Here is a 22,477-nt window from a genome sequence, read left to right as displayed (position 1 = left end):
GCCAGCAGCCGCAACATCCCGGACGCCTGGGGAATGGGTCTGGCGGACCGGGGCGGCACTTGATTGGCGCCTTGTCCGATCCCATTTAGCCGGGATCGCATCGAGGACTTGCCCATGGCCAACGCCAAACCCATCAAGATCGACTTCGTCTCCGACGTGGTGTGCCCGTGGTGCGCCGTCGGCCTCAAATCGCTGGAGCAGGCGCTGCAGAATCTGGGCGACGAGGTGGCGGTGGAATTGCATTTCCAGCCATTCGAGCTGAACCCGAAGATGGCGCCCGAGGGCGAAGACATCATCGAGCACATCGCGCACAAGTACGGCAGCTCGCCGGCGCAGATCAAGCAGAACCAGGAAGCCATCCGCGAACGCGGCGCTGCGCTGGGCTTCACCTTCAACATGGACAAGCGCAACCGCATCGTCAATACCTTCGATGCGCATCGCTTGCTGCATTGGGCCGCGCTCGAAGGCCGCCAGGCGGAACTCAAGCAGGCCTTGCTGGGGGCGTACTTCACCGACGGCCGTGACGTGAGCTCGCGCGACGTGTTGGTCGACGTGGCCGCATCGGTGGGTCTGGACGCCGGTGAAGCGCGCCGCGTGCTGGACGAGGGCCGCTACGCGCAGGATGTCCGCGCGCAGGAGCAGTTCTACCAGTCGCAGGGCGTGCGCGCGGTGCCGTCGGTGATCATCAATGATCGGTACCTGGTGCAGGGTGGCCAGCCGCCTGAGGTGTTTGAGCAGACGTTGCGGCAGGTGGCGGCGGAGGGCTGACCGCTGTCGCAAGATTGAGTCGCGCACAGGGTGCGCTCCCACAGGGGCACCGGCAGCCCTTGTGGGAGCGCACCCTGTGCGCGACTGGGCGCTGCAGAACCCCAAACCCCCAGACATGCGAAAATCCCCGGCCAGACCGCCTGACCCCGTGCCCGCATGATCCGACTCACCGACATCAAGCTCCCGCTCGACCACGCCGAGGGCGCCATCGATGCTGCCGTGCGCGCCAAGCTGGGGCTGGGCAAGGACGGCCTGCACAGCGTTTCGGTCTTCCGTCGCGGCTATGACGCGCGCAAGCGAGGCAGCATCCAGCTGATCTACACGCTGGATGTGGAAGTGGCCGATGAAGCCGGCCTGCTCAAGCGCCATGCCGACGACAAGCATGTGCAGCCCACGCCCGACACGAACTATCGCTTCGTGGCGCAGGCGCCGACCGATCTCAAGCAGCGCCCGATCGTGATCGGCTTCGGTCCCTGCGGCCTGTTCGCCGGATTGCTGCTGGCGCAGATGGGCTACAAGCCCATCATTCTCGATCGCGGCAAGGCCGTGCGCGAACGCACGGTGGATACCTGGGGCCTGTGGCGCAAGCGCCAGCTCGAGCCCGAATCCAACGTGCAGTTCGGCGAAGGCGGCGCGGGCACGTTTTCCGACGGCAAGCTGCACAGCCAGATTTCCGATCCGCATCACCATGGGCGCAAGGTGCTCACGGAATTCGTGAATGCGGGTGCCCCGGAAGAAATCCTATACGTCAGCAAGCCGCATATCGGCACGTTCCGCCTCGTGACGATGGTGGAAGCGATGCGCGAAACCATTCAGGCACTCGGCGGCGAAATCCGCTTCACTCAGCGCGTGGATGATCTGCTGGTGGACACCGCTGCCGATGGCTCGCGCCAGCTGCGCGGCGTAGTGCTGGCCAGTGGCGAGCAGCTGCTGAGCGACCATGTGGTGCTCGCGGTGGGACACAGTGCGCGCGATACGTTCTTCATGCTGCACGATCGCGGCGTGTACATGGAAGCGAAGCCGTTTTCGATCGGCTTCCGCGTGGAGCATCCGCAGTCGATCATCGACCAGGCACGCTTCGGACCGCAGGCGGGTCATCCGATACTCGGCGCCGCCGACTACAAGCTGGTCCATCACTGCAAGAACGGCCGCTCGGTCTACAGCTTCTGCATGTGCCCGGGCGGCACCGTGGTTGCCGCGGCATCGGAACCCGAGCGCGTCGTCACCAATGGCATGAGTCAGTATTCGCGCAACGAGCGCAATGCGAACGCGGCCGTGGTGGTCGGCATCGAGCCCAAGGATTTCGCCGCCTTCGACGACAGCGGCAGTCCGCTGGCCGGCATTGCCCTGCAACGCGCCCTCGAATCACGAGCGTATGACATGGGCGGCCGCGATTACAGCGCGCCAGGCCAGCTGGTCGGCGACTTCATCAAGGGCAAGGCATCGACCGAATTCGGCAACGTGCAGCCTTCCTACAAACCCGGCGTGCACCTCACCGACCTTGCCGACTTGCTGCCCGACTACGCCATCGAAGCGATCCGCGAAGCGCTGCCGGCGTTCGATCGCCAGATCAAGGGCTACGCCATGCATGACGCCGTGCTCACCGGCGTGGAAACGCGCACGTCTTCACCCGTGCGCATCCGTCGTGGCGAGGATTACCAGAGCCTCAACACACGCGGCCTCTACCCGGCCGGCGAAGGCGCCGGTTATGCAGGCGGCATTCTTTCCGCGGCGGTGGATGGGATACGCGTGGCCGAAGCGGTGGCAACGAGCATCAACGCCACCGCTGACTAAGCGCTGTTTCAGACGCATCCCGTAGCCCCGCATCGCCCGGCCCGCGAAAATACCCCTCGCCCCACCTGCCTACGGATGGTGCATGGGCTCGCGGCGACGCGGGCCGCGCTTCCGGGAGCTGGATATCCAGTCGTTCAGCAGCCCGGAAGCGCTGGGGCATTCCAACCTGGTGGAGAGTGAGCGGGTGGCCACGGCCATCCGCTTCTTTTTTGGGCGCTTTTCGGGCAGCCCATGAGCGGGCCGGCAGGGCCGGTGCGGGCATGCGAGAATGCGCCTCCGACGCGCCGTTTCGCGCCCGACCCGCCCGATGCTGACCGATACCACCAAAGACGCGATCCGCGCTTCCTATACGCGCCTCAAGGAAGGCCTGCCCGGCTTTCGCGCCCGCGCGTCACAAGGAAAGATGATCGCCGAGGTGGCCAAGGCGCTGGCACAGGAAGGTGGCGCCGCGGTGATCGAGGCGCCCACCGGCACCGGCAAATCGATGGCTTATCTGATCGCCGGCGTCGAAGTGGCGCGGGCGCAGAAGAAGAAGCTGCTGATCGCCACCGCCACCGTGGCGCTGCAGGAACAGCTGGTCCAGCGCGATATTCCGCTCTATCTCAAGCTCAATGGCACCGAGGCCAAGGTGGCCCTGGCCAAGGGCCGCGGACGTTACCTGTGTCCGCGCAATCTGGCGATGGCGAGCAACAGCCTCAATGAAACCGCGCAGATGGGCCTGGGTTTCGATGCCGATCTCGCGCTGTGGAGCAAGCCGCCGCAGGAGCGCGACAAGAAAGCGCTGACCAAGCTGATGGACTTGTTCGACCGGCACGAGTGGGACGGCGACATCGACGTGGCGCCCGAACCCATCAGCGACGTGCTGCGTCCGATGATCACCACCAGCGCCGGCGGCTGCACCAGCCGCAAGTGCGCGCATTTCATGCAGTGTCCGTTCTTTGCCGCGCGCCGCGCGGTGGGCGATGCGGAGATCATCGTGGCCAACCAGGATCTGGTGCTGGCCGATCTCACCATGCCGCGCGAAGAAGACGGTTTCGGTGGCGTGATCCTGCCCAAGCCCGATGAAACGCTCTACATCTTCGACGAAGGCCACCACGTGCCGGCCAAGGCGATCGATCGCGGTGCGGCCGAGGTCTACATGAACGTGGCGGTGCGCCAGCTGAGCCGTCTGGGCCGGCAGACCCACGCCGCCTATTCGCTGACCGACAAGGAAGTGATCGGCAAGCTCTCGCTCGACGCCGGCGACCAGAAGCTGCAGGACCTCAGCAATGGCCTGGAGGAACTGGAGCGCGAGATCCGCCTGAGCTGGCTGCCGTCGCCCGACGATCAGGAGCCGATGTACCGCGGCTCGCTCGGTCAGTTGCCCGAGGCCTGGGTGGAACACGCGCGCGCACTGTATGTCTTCACCGGCGAGATCGAACGCTGGGTCGGCGCCGTGCGCCGCGCCGTGCTGGAGATGACCGAGACCGGCCCCACCCATGAAGCGCTGTCGCGCGAACTGGGCATGGCGCTGGAGCGCATCGACCGCCAGGTGCGCACCTGGCGCGCGTGGTCGGCGACCGATGGCGACAACGCGCCGCCGCTCGCCCGCTGGGTCACGCTGAGCGGCGACCAGCAGCTGGTCTGCCATGCCTCGTCGGTGTCCGCCGGTGGTCTGCTGCGCAGCGTGCTGTGGGGCAATGCTAGCGGCGTGGTGATGACCTCGGCGACGCTGAGCGCGGGCGGCAATTTCCGCGGTTTTGCCGACTCGGTGGGCTTGCCCGACGATGCGGTGACACTGAGCCTGCCTTCGCCGTTCGACCTGGCCATGCAGGCACGCCTGGAAGTGCCGGCGATGCGCTCGCTGCCCGATGCTCGCGAGGAACACGTGCAGGAAATCTGCGACTGGCTTGCCGAGCATCTGGACTGGAGCGCCGGCAACCTCGTGCTGTTCACCTCACGCGTCAAACTCGACCGCGTGCTGCAGAAACTGCCCATCGAATTCGTACGCAAGGTGCGCGCGCAGGGCTCGCTGGGCAAGGCGCAATTGGTCGCCGAGCACATCGTCGACGTCGAAGCCGGCAAGGGCAGCACGCTGTTTGGCCTGGCCTCGTTCGGCGAAGGTCTCGACCTGCCCGGCAAGCTGTGCGAAACGGTGGTGATCACGCAGCTGCCGTTCGCCGTGCCGACCGATCCGGTGGGTGCGACCTACGCCGAATGGCTGGAATCGCGCGGCCGCAATCCTTTTATCGAAGTCACCGTGCCGGAAGCGACGCGGCAGCTCACGCAATATTGCGGCCGCCTGATCCGCACCGAAACCGACCGCGGCCGCATCGTGCTGCTCGACCGCCGCGTGGTGCTCAAGCGTTACGGCGAGCGCATGCTGCGCGCGCTGCCTCCGTTTACCCGTGTCATCGAGAAAGTTGCATGAGTTTCCGCATCCTTCGTGCCGCCGACATGAAACCCCAGCCGTGGAAGAACGGCATGGGTGTCACGCGTGAAATCGCCCGCTTTCCGGCCGATGCCGGCAGCGATGATTTCATCTGGCGCATCAGCGTGGCCGAGGTGAACAGCGCCGCGCCGTTCTCCATCTTTCCCGGTATCGACCGCCAGATCGTGCTGCTCGATGGCGACGGCTTCACCATGACGCTGGATGGCAAGCAGCAACACGCGCTGACCACGCCACTGGAGCCGTTTGCTTTTGCCGGCGAAGCACAGGTGGATGTGGCGATGGCCGGCGGTGCCACGCGCGATTTCAATCTGATGGTGCGGCGTGCGGCGGCCAGCGGTCGCATCGAGGTGATTGCCGGACTCTGCAGTCACGTGATGCCGCCCGAGGGCATCCTGGTTTACCTCGCCCGCGGCACGGCGGACACGCTGGACGGGCCGTTGAGTGCGGGCGACGCGTGGCAGCCCGATACCAGTCCCATTGAGTTGCATGAGGGCTCGGTGGCGCTCGTCGCCTGCGTCGTCCAGCAGGGCGGCTGACAGCTCAACCTTCGGCGCATGCGGCCGGCCCTCGATGCGTGCCATGATCGGAACACTCCGCCCGTCTAGGTGATCCGCATGGCACTGCTCATCCTCGGCCTGGTGTTGTTCCTCGGCGTCCACTCCCTGCGCATTTTTGCCGACCCATGGCGCACGCAACGTCGCGCGCAGCTGGGCGAGATGCGCTGGAAGGGGCTTTATTCCGTCGTATCGATCATCGGTTTCGTGCTGATCGTGATGGGCTTTGGCCTGGCGCGACAGCAGCCCGTACTGCTCTACGTGCCGCCGCTGTGGCTGCGCCATCTCAACGCGCTTTTCACTTTGCTGGCCTTTGTGCTGGTCGCGGCAGCCTACGTGCCGGCCAATCACTTCAAGGCCAAGCTCGGCCATCCGATGCTGGCGGGCGTGAAGGTCTGGGCGTTCGGCCATCTGCTGGCGACCGGCATGTTGCATGACGTCGTGTTGTTCGGCGCCTTTCTGCTGTGGGCCATCGTGGATTTCGTCAGCGCGCGCCGCCGCGATCGCGCCGCGGGCGTGGTTTACCCGGCCGGCACGGCCAAGGGCGACATCATCACCGTGGTGGCCGGCGTGGTGGGCTGGTTCGTATTCGCCTGGTGGCTGCACACATGGCTGATCGGCGTGAATCCCATGGGGTGAAACTAGTCATCTACGCCGCCCAGGCGGGCTGAGCTAGAGTGGCGCTGTTTTCGGCATGAGGATCGGGCCATGGTTGCCTTCCTGCTTTGGCTGTTGCTGCTGGTGTTCTGCTGGCCGCTCGCGCTGCTGGCGCTCGTGCTCTATCCCATCGTGTGGCTGATTGCGCTGCCGTTTCGCCTGGTGGGCATCACCGTGGGCGCCGTATTCGCCTTCCTGGGCGCCATGTTGATGCTGCCCGCTCGCGTGCTGCGCGGGCGGCCCGCCTGAGTGGATAAACCCAACGCGCCCTCCTGCGAGCGCAATCGCGCCCCCATCCTCGAGGTATTGCGCACGCATTTCGCCGGCTGCCGGCAGGTGTTGGAGATCGGCAGCGGCACCGGACAGCATGCGATCCACTTTGCATCGGCCATGCCAGATCTGCTGTGGCAATGCACGGATCGCAGCGAGTACCTGCCCGGCATCCGGCTATGGCTGGACGAGGCGCAGCTTCCCAATACACCCGCTCCCTTGGTGCTGGATGTGAATGGGCCGTGGCCGCCCCGTCGCTATGACGCCGTGTTCAGCGCCAACACCTTGCACATCATGAGCTGGGACGAAGTGGAGCTGCTGTTCTCGCGTCTGCCTGAGGTAACCACGGACGACGCGACGCTGGCGATCTACGGTCCGTTCAACTACGACGGCCACTACACCAGCCAGAGCAACGCCGCGTTCGACGACTGGCTGCAGGAGCGCGGCAGCCATATGCGCATCCGTGATGCCGAAGCGGTGGATGCGCTGGCCGAGATCGCCGGCTTCGAGCTGATCGACGACGTCGCCATGCCGGCCAATAATCGCCTGCGCATCTGGCGGCGCGCCCGCTGAACGGATTGGCCGTCCAATCATTGGCATTTTTGCCGCGATCGCGTCAGGATGCGCATCAGAGGGCGCCCCTGCTCGCGCCCGCCCCACGCCATGCGCCCTTACGTCCAAGCCATCGACACGCTCACGCCCTGCCCCTGCGGCAACAACGACGGCTATGCGCGCTGCTGCGGCCTGCTTCATGAGGGTGCCGCGGCCACTACTGCCGAACAACTGATGCGCTCGCGTTACAGTGCCTACGTGCTCAAGCGCGAAGACTATCTGCTGGCCACCTGGCACCCCAGTACGCGCCCCGCCCATCTCAAGCTCAGTGCGCAGCAACCGGCGCCGACGTGGCTGGGTCTGGCCATCAAGCGGCATGAGAGCGACGGCGATCAGGCGGTCGTCGAATTTGTCGCCCGTCTTCGCCTGGGCGGCGGCAAGGCACAACGCATGCATGAGGTCAGCCGCTTCGTGCGGGAGCAAGGGCGCTGGTATTACGTAGACGGCGAGTTTCCCGAGAAATCGGGCGAGTAACGACGCCGCGCTGTGTGTGTGGGAGCGCACCCTGTGCGCGACAATCCAACGGAGCAATGCACCCAGGCGTGGCCGTCGCGCACAGGGTGCGCTCCCACAGAGAGTGGCTAGAACGGAACCGCAGTCTCGCCCTCGTCGCTTCCATTCGGACCAAACCGCCGCTCCACTACTAGACCGCGCCCGTCGTGGCCGATCGCCACCACGGTGCTGGCACGCGTGCCATAGCGATCACCGCGGATGAAGGCCGACGACAGCCAGCGCTCGCGTTCCACGCCAACACCGGTATCAGGCAGCTGATCATCCGGATACACATGCGGATCGGCCAGCGCGGCAAACAGCGGCGCGAATTCATCATCCTGCCCCGCCGCTATCCACGCGCTCAAATGATCCATCAAGGCGCGCGTCTTCGGCCACGGTGTATTGAAGTCGGCATTGGACAGCCCATGCACGCCGGGTTGCACCGCTTGCGCGCGCGAATCCGGACGGTTGCCGATATAGAACGCGTGGGTGGCGTCGAACGTCAGCAGATTGAACGGCCGATAGTCGGCCGCTGTGTGCAGCAGCGACGCGGCGTGGGCTACGGCATCGTCGCGGCCGGCGAGATAGTCGAGCGCGAGCAGGCCGCGGGATCGTCCCAACTGCGGGTCGCGCGGATCGCGCACATTGGTCACCACGCTGCAGCGTCCGTCGTCGGCCACGCCCAGCCAGGTGCCCCCGGCTTCCAGATCCTTTCCGGCGACGATGGACGGCTGTTCCCAGCGCGCCAGCGGCAAGCTGGGACGCGCATGGAATTCATCGCGGTTGCCGATCAGAACAAGCCGCCAGCGCGGATGCGCCTGCCAGGCGAATGCAATCACGCACATGGGAATACCTGCTCCACGATCACGACGCGACGAGTGCGCCAGTATGCACCCCTCACCGATCAGCGGCTCGCTCGCCGCTCCACGGCGGCGGCCCAGCGCGCTGCGACCTTGGGTGTGGTCATGCAGACTGCGTCGTCGGTTCGCGTGGTGACAGCACGCTCGAGCAGCTGGATGTCGGCTTCATGCTGGCGTGCCACGTGCGGGTCTTCAAAAAAGATCGCGCGCTGGCAGCGGCGTTCGAGCACCAGATCGGCAATCTGCGCGTCGCCGCCCAGTGGGCCGCTCTGGTAACGCTCCACCCATGCCTGGTCCTGCGGCCAGCCGCGGCTCCACGCCAGTTCATTGAGGCGCTGGCCGGTGGTGCCGGTAGCCACGCGATGCACAAAGCGCGACAGCACGTCGAAGTGTTCGGCGGCATAGGCCAGCATCTGCGGCTTCATGGCGTCATGTGCAATCAGCGCCAGCGTCTGCGATTGGAGATCGTGAAATATCTGGGCGCCGGGGTCAGGCAGAAGTCCCGCGTGGATGCGCTCCATCTCGATCCAGTCGCGTGCCGTGGCGACGGTGGAAATAAAGGGCTTGCCGTGGATCACGCACTGGCGCTTGAGCGCGATCGCCTCGGGAAAAATCGAAGACGGGTCGACCGGATCGATCAGGTAGATGGCGCCATCGAGCACGCGCTCATCGCCCAGACCTACGACCTCGGCCACCAGCTTCATCAGGCCGCCTTCGCGGCCATAGGGATAGCGCCGCAGCGGAAGATAGCGCTCCAGGTAACCGGCGCGATGAATCGCATCGTAGGTGCGTCCCACCGCATGCAGGCCCAATTCCAGTTCGCGGATGCCCGCCTCGCACGCATGCAGCCAGCGGAACAGCGCGGCGTTGGCGTGGGCGTGGTGCAGCTGGTTGGCGGCTAGGCCGAGGCGCATGAGTGCTGTTCCGTGACGAGGTCGCCGCGCAGTGTCGCATTGGGGTGTTGCGCTGCGCTACATCGATGCCGTGCCGATGCACCCTTCCCTGTGGGAGCGCACCCTGCGCGCGACTGACATTGCCCCGAGGCAACGGGCGTCGCGCACAGGGTGCGCTCCCACAGGTGGGGGGTGAGGGGTTAATGGTCAGGCGTGCGCGAGCGCCGGCGCATCGACCTGCTGCAACAGACAGACGATCGATCCGGCAGCTTCTCGGCCGTCGTACACGGCACGCACCACCAGATCCGCGCCACGCACATTGTCGCCCCCGGCAAAAATCTGCGGATGACTGGTTTGCAGCGGCAGCGCACCGTTCGCGCCGGTGATCACGCGGCCGGTCCTGTCCAGCGCCACGCCATGCGTGCGCAGCCAATCGGGCGGACTGGGCAGGAAACCGAACGACTGGATCACCACGTCGGCGTCGATCACATACTCCGTGCCCGGCACGTTCTGCGGACGCATGCGCCCATCGCCGTCATCGAGCAACGCCGTTTCCACTACGCGCACGCCGCGCACATTGCCGCGCGCGCCGCCCAATATCTCCAGCGGCTGGCGCTGGAACAGGAAGTTCACGCCTTCCTCGCGGCTGTAGTTCACCTCGCGCGCCGAGCCGGGCATGTTCGCCTCGTCGCGGCGATACACGCAGGTCACGCTGGCGGCGCCAAGGCGGATCGCCGTGCGATTGCAGTCCATCCCGGTATCGCCGCCACCGAGCACGACGACGTGCTTGCCGCGGAAATCGAAGGCCGGCGAGACCGCGCCATCGCGCAGCAGGCGTTCCGTGTTGGCGATCAGGAACGGCAGTGCATCGTGCACACCATGCAGCTCGCGGCCCGGCAGTTGCGCATCGACATAGGTGTACGCACCGGTGCCGACGAAGACCGCGTCGTATTCGTCCAGCAACTGACCGAACTCGATATCGCGCCCCACCTCGCGGTTGAGCAGAAAGCGCACGCCCATGCCTTCCAGCAATTGGCGACGCGTGCGCACCACACTCTTGTCGAGCTTGAAGGGCGGGATGCCGAACGTGAGCAGGCCGCCGATTTCGCTCTGGCGGTCGTACACATCGGCGGCGATGCCGGCGCGGCGCAGTCGATCCGCACAGGAGAGGCCGGCCGGTCCGGCGCCGATGATGGCCACGCGCTTGCCGGTCTCGCGCACGGCGGAGAGATCCGGCTTCCAGCCTTGGCGCAACGCTTCGTCGGTCACCCAGCGTTCGATGCTGCCGATGGTGACCGCACCGAACGCGGTCTGCTCCAGCGTGCACGCGCCCTCGCACAGACGATCCTGCGGGCAGACGCGTCCGCAGATTTCCGGCAACGGATTGGTTTCGTGCATCAAGGTCGCCGCTTCCATCAGGCGACCGTCCTGCACCAGCTTCAACCAGTTCGGAATGTAGTTGTGCACCGGGCACTCATGCTCGCAGTACGGATTGCCGCAATCGATGCAGCGCTCCGCCTGGGTGCCCGCCTGCGACGCGCCGAAATCGCCGGAGATCTCGCCATAGCCGAGCACGCGGATCGACACCGGCACCGTGCGCGGCGTCTGTCGCTGCACGTTGAGGAACTGGAAGGTCTTGGAGTCTGCGCTCATGCAGCGCTCCTCAGCTCTTCGGCCAATGCCGCCAGGCTTGCCGCCTTGGGTTTGACCAGCCAGAACTTGTATTGCAGGCCGCGGAAGTCCGCCAGGATCCGACGACCCCAGTCGCTGCCAGTCAGCTCGACATGACGTGACACCAGGGAACGTAGGTGCTGCATGTAATGCTCCATGCCTTCCGGCGAGATGCGCAGGATGTCGACCAGCTCGTGGTTGTAGCAGTCCACGAAGCTGCGCTCGATATCGAGCACATAGGCGAAACCACCGGTCATGCCCGCGCCAAAGTTCAGGCCCACCTTGCCCAGCACAGCGACGACGCCGCCCGTCATGTATTCGCAGCAGTGATCGCCGGCGCCCTCGACCACGGCGAGCGCGCCGGAATTGCGCACCGCGAATCGTTCGCCGGCCCTACCGGCCGCAAACAACTCGCCATCGGTGGCACCGTACAAACAGGTGTTGCCGATGATGGAGGCATCGTGACTGGCAAACGGCGAATCCGCTGGCGGACGCACCACGATGCGTCCGCCCGCCATGCCCTTGCCCACGCCATCATTCGCCTCGCCCACCAGGTCGATATGCACGCCGCCGGCGTTCCAGGCGCCAAGACTCTGCCCGGCGGCACCGCTGAGTTTCAGCAGGATCGGGCTTTCGTCCATGCCGTGGTCGCCATGCAGGCGCGCCACTTCGCCCGACAGCCGCGCACCAATGGCGCGATCGGTATTGGCGATCTCGAAGGCGAACTCGCCACCTGCCTTGCTCGCCACGACCGCGCGCGTCGCCTCATCGATGCGCGTCGCCAGTGCGGCGTCATCGCGCATCGGATTGCGCGGCAGCGTACAGGCGAAGTCCACGTTATCGGCCAGCGCTCCCGAGCCGAGTAGCGGCGCAAGATCGAGCTTGTGCTGCACCGGCGTGGTGCCGTCCACCTGTTCCAGCAGATCGGCGCGACCGATGATGTCATCCAGGCTGCGCGCGCCCAGCGAAGCCAGATGCGCACGCACGTCCTCGGCGAGGAAACCGAAGTAATTCATCACCATCTCGGGCAGGCCGATAAAGTGTTCCTTGCGCAGCACCGGATGTTGCGTTGCCACCCCGGTGGCGCAGTTGTTGAGATGGCAGATGCGCAGGTACTTGCAACCCAGCGCCACCATCGGGCCGGTGCCGAAGCCGAAGCTTTCCGCACCCAGCATCGCCGCCTTGATCACGTCGAGACCGGTCTTGAGGCCACCATCCGTCTGCAGGCGCACGCGGCCGCGCAAGTCGTTGCGGCGCAGGGTCTGCTGCGTTTCCGCCAGTCCCAGTTCCCACGGCGTGCCCGCGTACTTGATCGAGGTGAGCGGGCTCGCACCGGTGCCGCCGTCGTGGCCGCTGATGGTGATGAGATCTGCGCCGGCTTTCACCACGCCGGCCGCCACCGTGCCGACGCCGGCGTGACTGACCAGCTTGACCGACACGAGCGCGTCGGGATTGACCTCCTTGAGGTCGTGGATCAGTTCGGCTAGGTCTTCGATCGAATAGATATCGTGGTGCGGCGGCGGCGAAATCAGGCCAATGCCGGGCTTGGCGTAACGCAGTCGCGCGATCGTGCTGTCCACCTTATGGCCCGGCAGCTGGCCGCCTTCACCGGGCTTGGCGCCCTGCGCGATCTTGATCTGCAGCACCTCGGCATTGACCAGATACTGCGGCGTGACGCCGAAGCGACCCGAGGCGACCTGCTTGATCTTGGACGTCTTCTCGGTGCCGTAACGCGCCGGATCTTCGCCGCCTTCGCCGGAATTGCTGCGCGCACCAAGCCTGTTCATCGCGATGGCCAGCGCCTCGTGCGCTTCGGGCGACAACGCACCCAGCGACATGCCGGCCGAATCGAAACGACGCAGGATGCTTTGCGCCGATTCCACTTCCTCGATCGGCACGGCATTGCCTAGCGGCTGCGGCGACAGCAGGTCACGCAGTGCCGACGGCGGACGATGGTCGACGAAGTTTGCGTAGTTCCGATAGTCGGCCTGACTGCCCGTGCGCACGGCCTTTTGCAGCGTACCGATCACGTCCGGGTTGTACATGTGGTACTCGCCGCCGTACACGAACTTGTACAGGCCGCCCGCACGCAACGGCGAGGCATCGCTCCATGCTTCGGCAGCGAGGATCTGCTGGTCGTGTTCCAGTTCGGCAAAGCCCGCGCCGCCGATGCGCGACGGCGTGCCCGGGAAGCACAACGCCACCACGCTCGGGGCGAGACCGACGATCTCGAACAGCTGCGCACCGCGATAGCCGGCCACGGTGGAGATGCCCATCTTGGACAGGATCTTCAGCAGTCCTTTGCGGATGCCGCGGCGATAGCTGCGACCGATCTCGAAACGGTCGCTGGCGATATGCCCTTCGCGACCCAGCTCAAACAGGCTCTGATAAGCCAGCCACGGATAGATCGCGGTCGCGCCAAACCCGAGCAGACAGGCGAACTGATGCGGATCGCGCGGCGTCGCCGTTTCCACCAGGATGTTGCACTGGCAACGCAAAGCCTGATCGATCAGATGCGCATGCACCGCACCCACCGCCAGCAGCGAATGGATCGGCAACAAGTCCTGCTGCGGATAGCGGTCGCTTAGGAAAACCAGCTGGCAGCCCTCGCGCACCGCCTTCTCCACCTCGCGGCAGAGGCGCTGCAGCGCGGCTTCGAGGCCTTCCTCGGGCGCATACATCAAGTCGAAGCGTGGCGTGCCCACGAACTGCGGCAGTCCCAGCAACTGCCGCAGCTTGCGCTGCGAAAGCACCGGCGAATTGATCAGAATCTGCTTCGCGTTCTCCGGCGTGAGGTCAAATACATTGCTCTCCGGACCGATCTGCGTCACCAGCGACATCACCAACTTTTCGCGCAACGGGTCGATCGGCGGATTGGTGACCTGGGCAAAGCCCTGGCGGAAGCGATCGAACAGCGGACGCACCTGGCGCGACATGGCGGCGATGGGCGTGTCATCGCCCATCGAACCAGTCGCTTCCTGCTCCAGCTCCACCATCGCCTTGAGCACGGTTTCGCGCTCTTCGCGTGAGAGGCCGTAGAGCTTCTGGTAACGGCGCAGTTCGTCGGCCGGCAGCGGCTCTGCAGCGAGCGAAGGATCGATCAGGTCCGACTCTAGATAACTAACTCCCGCACGTAGCCAGTCGCGGAACGGTGCGCGCTTGCGGTTGATATCGTCGATGTCGGCGTCGCGCAGCAAGCGATGCTGCTGCAGATCCACCGCAATCATTTCACCGGGGGCGAGGCGGCCCTTGGCCACAACCTGCGAGGACGGCACATCCCACAGGCCTGCTTCGGAGGCGACAATGAGGTGATTGTCCGCCGACAACGCCCAGCGCGCGGGACGCAGGCCGTTGCGATCGAGCGTGCACGCAGCGTAATGCCCATCGCACATCACCAGACCTGCAGGGCCATCCCACGGCTCGCTATGCAGCGCGTAATACTCGTAGAACGCAGCGAGGTCTTCATCGATGCCCTCGCGCGCGGCAAACGCCGGCGGCACCAGCACACGCATCGCGGCAAGCAGATCGAGGCCGCCGGCGATCAGCACTTCCAGCGCGTTGTCGAGGCTTTCCGAATCCGAGCCCGTCTGGCGTACCAGCGGGCCGATATCGGAGAGGTCGACCAGCGGCGAATGCAGGATGGATTCGCGCGACTGCATCCAGCGGCGATTGGCGCGGATGGTGTTGATCTCGCCGTTGTGCGCCAGCAGGCGGAACGGCTGGGCGAGCCGCCATTGCGGCGTGGTGTTGGTGGAGAAGCGCTGGTGGAACACCACCGCATCCGCGCTCAGCGCCGGATGCACGAGATCGGCGAACACTTCGCGCAGGCGACCAGGCGCCGCCATTGCCTTGTAGCCAATAACTTGCGCGGACAGCGTCACCACATAGAAATGCTCGTCGGCCGCAAGCGCCGCTTCGGCACGACGGCGCGCGCGGAACAGCGCACGCTCGAACACGCCCTCGTCCATCGATGCCGCCGGTTCCACAAAGACCTGGCGCACGCGCGGCTTCGCTGCGGCAGCGAGGGGACCGCAGGCCTCGGCATTCACCGCCACATCGCGCCAACCGGCAACGTGCAGCCCTTCTTCGCGCAGATAGTCTTCCAGCGTAGAGGCCGCGGCGTCATCGCCCTTCGGATCGAGGAACACCACGCCCGCAGCGAAACGCTCGCCCAACGCGATGCCCGCTTCATCGGCAAGCGCTTTCAACCAGCCCAGCGGACGATGAAAGAGCACGCCGCAGCCGTCGCCGCTCACGCCGTCGGCATTCACGCCGCCGCGGTGGGAAAGTTTGGCCAACGCATTGAATGCGGTGTCCACTACCCATGCGCTCGCGCGACCGTCGATCTGTGCGACCAGACCAAACCCACAGCTGTCGTGCTCGAACGCAGCGTCGTATAGCGTCGCTGGACCTGCCTGCGCCATCTTGCCTCCCCGGCCGATGGTGGGAGACGCGTCGTCCCAACGGTGCCGAGGGCGCCGCTGTCACGCATCCATAAGTGTGGCCTCGACTAAAGCACATATGGTGCGTCGCGTCAAAGACATCTTTACGTCCAAATGAAAGTTTCAACTGGAAGCTTTTTTTGTCGGCAAGACATCGCGCGCACCGCGAAGACACCATGTATCCATCGATGACGTCGTCGCTGCTTGTTGCCGGTGCACGCACTTGTATCAGCGTGCGCATACACCCGATCGATCGTCGCGGGCATACCAGTGATCGCACCGGCCTTGCGATGAAGAGCACATGACCGGGACCAGCGGGCGATGCAGACCCGCTCGCACGCCGTCATCGCGCTCTGTGATAATCGCCCGATGCCAATACCACTCCGTCGTGCCCGCCCCCTTGCCTGCGCCGTGACCGGCGCGCTCGCCCTCGCCATCGCGGCCCAGCCGGCGTGGGCCCTGCAGGACAGCAAGACCAAGGCCGAGCAGGCCGAGGCTCAGAAAAAGCTGCAGGAGCTGCACAGCAAGATGGATGCGCTGGCCAAGGAACAGGCCGAGACCGCCGCCAAGCGCGACAGCGCCACCGCCGAGCTGGCCAAGCAGGCCAATGCCGTGGCCGGGGCCGCCAAGGCCGTGCGCGAGACCGACACCCAGCTCTCAGCCAAGCAGAAGGAGCTGGCCGACCTGCAGGCCCAGCGCGCCGAGCTGCAGAAGAACCTCGAAGGCCAGCGCGCCGCCATCGCCGACTTGCTGCGCGCCACCTATGCCCTGGGGCGCGGCTCGGACCTGCGCCTGCTGATGGGCGACGACGACGTAACCCGCATCGCCCAGGCGCTGGCCTATTCGAAGTATTTCCAGGAAGACCGCGTGGCCCGCGTGCAGAAGCTGATGGGCGACCTGGCCAAGCTGCAGGACCTGGAAACCGAGATCACCGCCCAGCAACAGGCCCTGCAGGCCGCGCGCGCCGAGCGCGAGACCCAGGCCAAGGCATTGGAGCAACAGCGCGCCAGCCAGGCCAAGCTGGTGGCCGAGACCGATGCCCAATACAAGGACCAGGCCGGCAAGCTGGCCGCCCTCAAGCAGAACGAGGCCTCGCTGAACTCGCTGGTCGCCACGCTTCAGAAGGCGATCGATGAGGCCGCCCGCGAGGCCGAACGCGCCGCCAAGGCCAGCGAAGGCAAGGCCGCGCCGCCCGCCGGCAAGGGCCTGGCCAATATCCGCGGCAACCTGCCCTGGCCCGCTGCCGGCGTGGTCAACAGCTACGGCAGCGGCGTGCTGATCAAGGCGCCGGGCGGCAGCGAAGTGCGCGCGGTGGCAGCGGGTCGGGTGGTCTATGCCGCCTTCCTGCGCGGCTACGGGATGCTGGTCATCGTCAGCCACGGCGGCGGCTGGATGAGCATGTACGGCAACAACGAGACCGTCCTGCACGGCGTGGGCGACCAGATCACTGCCGGCGAGGCCGTGGGCACGGCCAGCGCGCCCACCGGGGTCAATACCGGCGTCTACTTCGAGCTGCGCCAGAACAACCAGCCGGTGGACCCGCGCACCTGGCTGGGCAAGAAAGGTTGATCCAGGGATGTTCTGATCTATTCCACGATTGACGCCGCCTACGCAGCGTCGCAGGCTAACCTGCGTACCATGTTGAATTTTGGCGACATCCGGCGGTCAAAGCGGCAACGCGGCCCGCTGCCGGGCACGCCCCCACGGCTATACCGGAGTCCCCCATCCATGCGGTTTCCCACCTTGAGCCTGGCCGTCCTGCTGCTGGCGGCGCCGCTGGTGCAGGCGCAGACCGCGCCCACCCCGGCCAGCCCCGCCAAGAAGGCCGCCGACGTCGCACCGGCCAAGGCCTCGTCCGCCCCCGACCGCGTAGACCTCGACGACGTGCGCAACTTCAGCCGCGTCTATGAAATTGTTCGTCAGGCCTACGTGGAGCCGGTGGACAACAAGACCCTGATGAAGGCCGCCATCAGCGGCATGCTCAGCGGCCTCGATCCGCACAGCGAATACCTGGACAAGGCAGGCCTGGACGAACTGAGCGAGGACACCACCGGCCAATACGGCGGCCTCGGCATCGAAGTGCTGCAGGTCGACGGCACGCTGCGCATCATCGCCCCCATCGACGACACACCCGCCTCGCGCGCCGGCATCAAGCCGGGGGATACCATCGTGAAAGTCGATGGCAAGGTGGTGGACCCGGAGAACATCGACGACATGTTCAAGGCGCTGCGCGGCGATGCAGGCAGCAAGGTGACGCTCACCATCCTGCACGAGAAGAGCGACAAGCCCATCGACATGCCGCTGGTGCGCGAGAAAATCTCGGTCACCAGCGTCAAGACGCGCGAGATCCAACCCGGCTACGCCTATATCCGCATCAGCCAATTCCAGGATGACACCGCGCCGGATCTGGAAAAGAAGCTCGGCGAGCTGATCCGCAAGAACGGCACGCAAAAGGGCGCCATCCTGGATCTGCGCTCCAATCCGGGCGGCCTGCTCACGGCAGCGGTGGGCGTGAGCGATGATTTCCTCAACGCCGGCACCATCGTCACCACGCGCGGTCGCCTGCAGGATTCCAATCTCAGCTTCGAGGCGCACGCCGGCGATTTGCTCAATGGCGCGCCCATGGTCGTACTGGTGGACAACGGCACCGCCTCGGCCGCTGAAATCGTGGCTGGCGCACTCAAGGACAACCGCCGCGCGCTGATTGTCGGCCGCCGCACGTTCGGCAAGGGCGTCGTGCAGACGGTACTGCCGCTGGACAACGAACACGCGGTGAAGATCACCACCGCCCGCTATTACACCCCCAACGGCACCTCGATCCAGGCCGAAGGCATCAAGCCCGATATCCCCCTCGCCGACCTCGCGGTGAACAAGGCCGACAGCGCCGCCGTGCTGGTGAGCTCGGAAGCCGACCTGCCCAATCATCTTGCCAACGAAGATTCGAAACTGGGCAAGGACATCGACAACGACGGCAGCGCCGAGAATGCGAAGCTGGCGACGCAGGACTATGCGTTGTCGCAGGCGTTGAATGTGTTGAAGGGGTTGGCGTTGAATCGCGGGCCCTATGCGGCGCCGGTGCCGGCGACGGCTGCGCCGAGCAAGCATTGATCCGTCTTAGCTGATCGTTTGTGGGGATGACCTGTGAGGGTTGTTCCTGGGTGGAGCGAACGATGTGGATGTTCTGGAGGAGCCGCCTTGTTTGAGGCGGCTTTTCTTTTTGGGCGGTGCGGGGTGGATCGGTTTTGATCGTCATCCCGGTGCGGGGACGCCTTCGCTTTTCATCCCTGCGCCATAACACCCGCAGCATGGTGCTGGGATAAGCCCGAACGCTCGAGGCGAGTCGTTGTGGGACAACCTTCGAGGGTACAGAGGGGGTACTTCAAAGCGCTGCGCAACGCGCCCGAGTCGCTGAGGACTTAAAGCCGGGCCTCGCTGCGCATCGGCTTTAGTCGTCCCGCATTCCCTTTGCCACGCGTGCTTGTCTGTGGGAGCGCACCCTGTGCGCGACAGCCACGCTGCGGTGCACCGCTCCGTAGGTTTGTCGCGCACAGGGTGCGCTCCCACAAAGAGCCGATCGGTACCGGCCTGCGCGATCCCTTGTAGGAGCGCACTTGTGCGCGACCGCAGCGCATGGGTGTAACGCTCCGTCGGCTGGTCGCGCACAAGTGCGCTCCTACAAAAGAGGCGCGCGGCAACGGCGGGCGTTGTTTGGCTCGTGATGTAGCGCTTGCCGCCCGGGTGCCCGTCTGACGCGACGGGCGAGGCAGATCGCGACAACGTTACAAACAGTACAACCCGCCAGCGATCTCCCCCACATCCCCCATGCGATCGATCAACGCCCCATCCTCCTCGCACAGGACAATATGGCTGACCTCATCGTCTGGATCCGCCGCCTGAGGCGCCACGTCGGCCGCCATCAGCAGGGCGCCCTTCGAACCCACGACACGCGAGACATAGCGCTCACACACATCCATGGCGCAATGAGCCGCGTATTCGCTCAAATGGATGTTCTCCACCCGCGATACATCGCCGATTCGATCGGCGATAGGCGGCAATTCGCGCGCCGCGAATTCCAGGCTGCTTCCAATCCTGTGCTGGGTCCAGGCGAACGCCGCGCCACCCAGGATCATCAGTACCGCCAACACCACCAGAGATGCTTTCACGAACTTGCTCACGCCTAGCCACTCCTTGCAGACCCAACCGGGCACGGGACATCACGTCCGCAGCCCTTCGGACCCAAACTGCAACTATGGAGCGACCATCCGAGGCAGACCATCGGATCAGTCTTGGAAGTAGATCGAAGCTCTCTTCGTCGCGAAGACGAGCAACCGCACGTGGCCGCTCAGGACAGCGGAATTTCCGGAGCCAGGCCCGCCAGATGACCAGCCAATGTGGCGTCCTCGGAGAGGATCTCAAAGCCCTCATATTCGAACGCAGGCGCCACCAGGCAAGTCACCAGGGTGTAACGGCCGAGCGGTCGAGCTGCCTGCCAGGCGCCGGCCGGTACGACGGCCAGCGTGTCCACGCCTGGCGCCAACGGCCCGAGACAGCAACGCTCCAGGCGCTTGTTGGCCGCGTGGTAGATCAGCAGCTCCAGCGGTTCGCCTTCGACGAAGTGCCAGGCTTCCTCGGCATCGACCCGATGCCAGTGGCTGAATTCGCCCGCCTCGAGCAAGTAGTGGATCGCGCTCAATGCGTGCCGGGCGCCGGCGCCGTCGCCACCCGCCTTGGGCGGATGGATGCGGCGATAGTGGCCGCCTTCCACGTGCGGCTGCAGCTGCAGCGCCTCTTTCAGTTGAGCAGCGCGGGCAGCGGCATCGCTCATGTGGCTGGCGCGTCGGTGGGCTTGATCAACCAGCGTACCGCCAGCATGCCCAGCTCATAGAGCAGGCACATCGGAATGGCCAGCATGATCATCGAGGTGATGTCAGGCGGCGTGATGAAGGCGGCAATGGCGAACGCGCCGACCACGGCATAGCGACGACCGTTGCGCAGCTGCTCCAGGTTCACCACGCCGATCGCGGCGAGGATCACCACCGCCACCGGCACCTCGAAGCACAGGCCAAACGCGAAGAACATCAACATCACGAAGTCGAGGTAGTGCGTGATGTCGGTCATCATTTCCACGCCCTGCGGCGTCACCGCCGTGAGGAAGCGGAACGCCGCCGGCAGCACCAGGAAATACGCGAAGGCGCAGCCGAGATAAAACAGGAACAGCGCTGCCACCAGCAGGGGGCGCGCCAGTCGCTTCTCGTTGCGGTACAGGCCGGGGCTCACGAAGGCCCACAGCTGGTAGACGATCATCGGCATGCTGATGAACAGCGCCGCATAGAAGGCCAGCTTCAGCGGCGTGACGAACGGACTGGCCACCTCGGTGGCAATCAGATGGGCGCCCTGCGGCAGGCGCGACACCAGCGGCGCGGCCAGCTCCGTGTACAAGCGGTTGGCGAATGGCACGAGGGCGCCAAGCACCAGCAGCACGGTCACGATCGCGCGCATCAGGCGCGAGCGCAGTTCGATCAGATGCGAAAAGAGACCTTGTTCCAGGTCATCGGCCCCGGGGCCTTCGAGCTCAGGCGCCGCCATGCGGAGCTTCCTTGGTCGCGGTGGCGGTGGCGGCGGCCACGTCCGCTACCGGCTCGGCAACGGGTGGCTCGGACGGTTTGGACGGCACGCCTTCAGGACGCATCTTGCGCAACGTCTCGTCCAGCTCGGCCTGGGCGGCTTCGGCTTTGGAGGCCACTTCGCGCGCCTGGCGGCGGATCTCTTCCACCTGCAGCTCGCGCTCCACTTCCGCACGCACGCTGTCCCAGCCGGTACGCACGCGCCGCAGGAACACACCCGCGGTGCGAGCGGCATGCGGCAGCTTTTCCGGGCCAAGCACGATCAGCGCGACGAGCGCGAGCAAGACCAGCTTGCCGAAGCTGATTTCGATCATGACCCTCGAGCCGCCTTACTTGGGTTCGGTGGTGTCGTGCTGGTTCTGCGTCTGGCTGGGGCCAGCGGGCGGCGGATCGGCGCGCAGGGTCGCGTTCGGATCGTTCGGCTTGGGGGCTTCGTCGCCGCCATCCAAACCCTTCTTGAAATCGCGGACGGCGCCGCCGATGTCGCCGCCGATATTGCGCAGCTTCTTGGTGCCGAAGATCAGCACGACGACGACCAGCAGGATGAGTAGATGGGTGATGCTCATTAGAATCAGGCCTCGAATGGTAAGCGGCGGAACGAAACTGTCACGCCGTCGCGCCGCCGCTCCCTATCATCGCTGAGTGTACTCCTCAAGGCGATCCCTGAAATCGACCACCTGGGTCGGCACGTTGCCCACGCCACCCTCGAAGATGCGGCGCGGGGTGATGCCCTTGCCGTAAATGGCCTCGTTGGCGTCGTAGTCGATGCGCAGGGCCGAGCCGTCCAGGGCCACGCCCGCAAACAGGCCGCGCGAGCGGGAATAGGAGTAGATCTCGGCCTTGAAGTCGCTGTCGGTGGAGGCCTGGGCCGTACGGCCCACCGGGCCGGCCGCGGCGGCGGCGTCCGCGCCGATCGTGAATTTGCCGTTGACGATGCTGTCCACGCCGCGCTGGGTACGGAACACCAGGATCACGTCGGTCGACGAGGCGCCGGCCTGGAAGCCCACGCTGCCGCCTGTCATGGTGATGAAGCTGGGGTTGGACCAGGTGCCGTCCGGCCCCTTCACCGAGATCAGGCCCTCGCCGCGACGGCCGCCGAACACGAAGCCCACCTTGAGCAGGTCAGGGATCACGGCGATGGCCTTGGCTTGCTTGAGCAGGTCGGTCGGGATCGACTTGTCCGGCGCCTCCATGATGTCGCTCAACACGCGCACGGCGTTCTGGGCGCGCACCAGCGGCGGGTCTTCCGCATGCGCGGCCATGGCCGGCAGCAACAGAACCAGGGACGCGAGCAACAGACGGTGCAGCGATGCTTTGAACATGGACGACTCCTTGGCTTGAATTCGGGGTGGCAGCCTGCGGCGATGATGTCCACGGCGGCTTCTTTGGCTTGTGGCAGACTTGCGGCG

The 22,477-nt window shown here is 65.6% G+C and carries 21 protein-coding genes; 11 read left to right on the top strand and 10 right to left on the bottom strand.

The window, feature by feature from the left end; all coding sequences use genetic code 11:
• The first annotated feature begins 114 nt into the window (after nucleotides 1-114).
• The 9 genes from AB4Y82_RS15990 to AB4Y82_RS15950 all read left to right on the top strand — a co-directional run bounded on the left by AB4Y82_RS15990 (nucleotide 115) and on the right by AB4Y82_RS15950 (nucleotide 7,560).
• The gene (locus AB4Y82_RS15990) at nucleotides 115-768 is read left to right on the top strand and encodes a DsbA family oxidoreductase (RefSeq protein WP_441605505.1); all 654 of its coding nucleotides are present in this window, start codon (nucleotides 115-117) and stop codon (nucleotides 766-768) included.
• A gap of 156 nt (nucleotides 769-924) precedes the next feature.
• A complete protein-coding gene (locus AB4Y82_RS15985; RefSeq protein ID WP_441605506.1) occupies nucleotides 925-2,562 on the top strand; it encodes an NAD(P)/FAD-dependent oxidoreductase in 1,638 nt (545 codons plus the stop codon).
• 82 nt (nucleotides 2,563-2,644) lie between these two features.
• Nucleotides 2,645-2,797: a hypothetical protein gene (locus AB4Y82_RS15980; RefSeq protein WP_441605507.1), complete on the top strand. Its 153-nt coding sequence runs from the start codon at nucleotides 2,645-2,647 to the stop codon at nucleotides 2,795-2,797.
• Nucleotides 2,798-2,869: 72 nt separating this feature from the next.
• Nucleotides 2,870-4,972 carry an ATP-dependent DNA helicase DinG gene (gene dinG / locus AB4Y82_RS15975; RefSeq protein ID WP_441605555.1) on the top strand — a complete coding sequence of 701 codons (2,103 nt, stop codon included), beginning with the start codon at nucleotides 2,870-2,872 and terminating at the stop codon, nucleotides 4,970-4,972.
• On the top strand, nucleotides 4,969-5,529 hold the full coding sequence (locus AB4Y82_RS15970; protein WP_441605508.1) for a HutD/Ves family protein: 561 nt from the start codon (nucleotides 4,969-4,971) through the stop codon (nucleotides 5,527-5,529). Before dinG ends, AB4Y82_RS15970 begins: the two co-directional genes overlap by 4 nt.
• Before the next feature lie 78 nt (nucleotides 5,530-5,607).
• Nucleotides 5,608-6,186 carry an NnrU family protein gene (locus AB4Y82_RS15965; RefSeq protein WP_441605509.1) on the top strand — a complete coding sequence of 193 codons (579 nt, stop codon included), beginning with the start codon at nucleotides 5,608-5,610 and terminating at the stop codon, nucleotides 6,184-6,186.
• A 69-nt stretch (nucleotides 6,187-6,255) separates the two neighbouring features.
• Nucleotides 6,256-6,453: a hypothetical protein gene (locus AB4Y82_RS15960; RefSeq protein ID WP_441605510.1), complete on the top strand. Its 198-nt coding sequence runs from the start codon at nucleotides 6,256-6,258 to the stop codon at nucleotides 6,451-6,453.
• Nucleotides 6,454-7,047 carry a DUF938 domain-containing protein gene (locus AB4Y82_RS15955; protein ID WP_441605511.1) on the top strand — a complete coding sequence of 198 codons (594 nt, stop codon included), beginning with the start codon at nucleotides 6,454-6,456 and terminating at the stop codon, nucleotides 7,045-7,047. It abuts the gene before it with no gap.
• Nucleotides 7,048-7,137: 90 nt separating this feature from the next.
• Nucleotides 7,138-7,560 carry a YchJ family protein gene (locus tag AB4Y82_RS15950; protein ID WP_441605512.1) on the top strand — a complete coding sequence of 141 codons (423 nt, stop codon included), beginning with the start codon at nucleotides 7,138-7,140 and terminating at the stop codon, nucleotides 7,558-7,560.
• Between the two features lie 107 nt (nucleotides 7,561-7,667).
• On the opposite strand, the gene AB4Y82_RS15945 is transcribed toward AB4Y82_RS15950, so the two are convergent.
• The 4 genes from AB4Y82_RS15945 to gltB all read right to left on the bottom strand — a co-directional run bounded on the left by AB4Y82_RS15945 (nucleotide 7,668) and on the right by gltB (nucleotide 15,426).
• Complete coding sequence (locus AB4Y82_RS15945; protein ID WP_441605513.1) at nucleotides 7,668-8,423, bottom strand: NRDE family protein; 756 nt, start codon at nucleotides 8,421-8,423, stop codon at nucleotides 7,668-7,670.
• 59 nt (nucleotides 8,424-8,482) lie between these two features.
• Nucleotides 8,483-9,352, bottom strand: a complete 870-nt coding sequence (locus AB4Y82_RS15940) for a methylglyoxal synthase (protein ID WP_441605514.1) — start codon at nucleotides 9,350-9,352, stop codon at nucleotides 8,483-8,485.
• Between the two features lie 186 nt (nucleotides 9,353-9,538).
• Nucleotides 9,539-10,984: an FAD-dependent oxidoreductase gene (locus AB4Y82_RS15935; protein WP_441605515.1), complete on the bottom strand. Its 1,446-nt coding sequence runs from the start codon at nucleotides 10,982-10,984 to the stop codon at nucleotides 9,539-9,541.
• Nucleotides 10,981-15,426, bottom strand: a complete 4,446-nt coding sequence (gene gltB / locus AB4Y82_RS15930) for a glutamate synthase large subunit (protein ID WP_441611470.1) — start codon at nucleotides 15,424-15,426, stop codon at nucleotides 10,981-10,983. Before gltB ends, AB4Y82_RS15935 begins: the two co-directional genes overlap by 4 nt.
• Before the next feature lie 387 nt (nucleotides 15,427-15,813).
• Here gltB and AB4Y82_RS15925 point away from each other — a divergent pair, with 387 nt between their 5' ends.
• Entirely contained in the window at nucleotides 15,814-17,013 is a 1,200-nt protein-coding gene (locus AB4Y82_RS15925) for a murein hydrolase activator EnvC family protein (RefSeq protein WP_441605517.1), read from the top strand.
• 159 nt (nucleotides 17,014-17,172) lie between these two features.
• Nucleotides 17,173-18,552, top strand: coding sequence for a S41 family peptidase (locus tag AB4Y82_RS15920; RefSeq protein WP_441605518.1), 1,380 nt, complete (start codon nucleotides 17,173-17,175; stop codon nucleotides 18,550-18,552).
• Between the two features lie 671 nt (nucleotides 18,553-19,223).
• Here AB4Y82_RS15920 and AB4Y82_RS15915 read toward each other — a convergent pair.
• The 6 genes from AB4Y82_RS15915 to AB4Y82_RS15890 all read right to left on the bottom strand — a co-directional run bounded on the left by AB4Y82_RS15915 (nucleotide 19,224) and on the right by AB4Y82_RS15890 (nucleotide 22,390).
• Nucleotides 19,224-19,619, bottom strand: a complete 396-nt coding sequence (locus AB4Y82_RS15915; RefSeq protein WP_441605519.1) for a hypothetical protein — start codon at nucleotides 19,617-19,619, stop codon at nucleotides 19,224-19,226.
• Nucleotides 19,620-19,786: 167 nt separating this feature from the next.
• Nucleotides 19,787-20,269, bottom strand: a complete 483-nt coding sequence (locus tag AB4Y82_RS15910) for a cupin domain-containing protein (RefSeq protein WP_441605520.1) — start codon at nucleotides 20,267-20,269, stop codon at nucleotides 19,787-19,789.
• On the bottom strand, nucleotides 20,266-21,030 hold the full coding sequence (gene tatC / locus AB4Y82_RS15905; RefSeq protein WP_441605521.1) for a twin-arginine translocase subunit TatC: 765 nt from the start codon (nucleotides 21,028-21,030) through the stop codon (nucleotides 20,266-20,268). The genes AB4Y82_RS15910 and tatC overlap by 4 nt, the downstream gene beginning before the upstream one ends.
• Nucleotides 21,017-21,382, bottom strand: a complete 366-nt coding sequence (tatB, locus tag AB4Y82_RS15900; protein ID WP_441605522.1) for a Sec-independent protein translocase protein TatB — start codon at nucleotides 21,380-21,382, stop codon at nucleotides 21,017-21,019. The genes tatC and tatB overlap by 14 nt, the downstream gene beginning before the upstream one ends.
• A gap of 15 nt (nucleotides 21,383-21,397) precedes the next feature.
• Entirely contained in the window at nucleotides 21,398-21,634 is a 237-nt protein-coding gene (gene tatA / locus AB4Y82_RS15895) for a twin-arginine translocase TatA/TatE family subunit (RefSeq protein WP_441605523.1), read from the bottom strand.
• A gap of 66 nt (nucleotides 21,635-21,700) precedes the next feature.
• Complete coding sequence (locus AB4Y82_RS15890) at nucleotides 21,701-22,390, bottom strand: lipid-binding SYLF domain-containing protein (RefSeq protein WP_441605524.1); 690 nt, start codon at nucleotides 22,388-22,390, stop codon at nucleotides 21,701-21,703.
• Between the last annotated feature and the right edge of the window lie 87 nt (nucleotides 22,391-22,477).

The sequence above is a fragment of the Dyella sp. 2YAF14 genome (genome assembly GCF_052114725.1).
Lineage (GTDB): Bacteria > Pseudomonadota > Gammaproteobacteria > Xanthomonadales > Rhodanobacteraceae > Dyella.
The sequence above is the reverse complement of the archived record's forward strand: the minus strand, read 5'-3'. Positions and strand labels throughout refer to the sequence as shown.